The sequence below is a fragment of the Agrobacterium rubi TR3 = NBRC 13261 genome, assembly GCF_000739935.1.
Lineage (GTDB): Bacteria > Pseudomonadota > Alphaproteobacteria > Rhizobiales > Rhizobiaceae > Agrobacterium > Agrobacterium rubi.
In genome coordinates, this window is sequence record NZ_BBJU01000052.1 from 1 (window position 1) to 658 (window position 658).

Annotated in this window: 1 protein-coding gene; it reads left to right on the plus strand. The window is 59.4% G+C overall.

The features are described from left to right. Positions 1-636, plus strand: a 636-nt coding sequence (gene tnpC, locus RRU01S_RS24900; protein ID WP_045232928.1) for an IS66 family transposase, incomplete at its 5' end; no start/stop codon positions are given. Positions 637-658: the final 22 nt, after the last annotated feature.

Genomic DNA, 658 nt, shown 5'->3' on the forward strand with positions numbered 1-658 from the left:
TATCGCGGTATTCTGCAGGTTGACGGACATGGTGCCTATAACAAGCTTGCCAGATCTGACGGAGGCAATGACGGCGTGATGCTGGCCTACTGCTGGTCCCATAGCAGGCGCAGGTTCTACGAGCTCCACGTCTCAGACAGCTCCAAGATCGCCACCGAGACGGTGGAACTGATGGCGAAGCTCTGGCAGGTGGAAGAAACAGCTCGCGGGCAAAGCCCTGACGCCCGTGTCGCCGTGCGCCAGACGACATCTGCTGCGGTTGTCACGGAGCTCTTCGCCCTCTGGCAGACGACCCTGCCGCGGATCTCTGGCAAGTCGAAGCTGGCCGAGGCGATCCGCTATGCCACTTCGCGTCGCTCCATCTTCGAGCGCTTTCTCACCGACGGCCGCATCGAGCTCGACAACAACATAGTCGAGCGTGCAATCAGGCCCCAGACAATTACGAGAAAGAACAGCCTCTTCGCCGGCAGCGATGGCGGTGGAAGGACTTGGGCAACAATCGCCACGCTCCTTCAAACAGCGAAAATGAACAATGTCGATCCGCAGTCCTGGCTCACCCAGACACTCGAGCGCATAGCCAATGGTTGGCCCAGCAGCGATCTCGATGCACTCATGCCGTGGAATTACACGCGCTGAACGGTCTCAGCTTGCCGCTTAC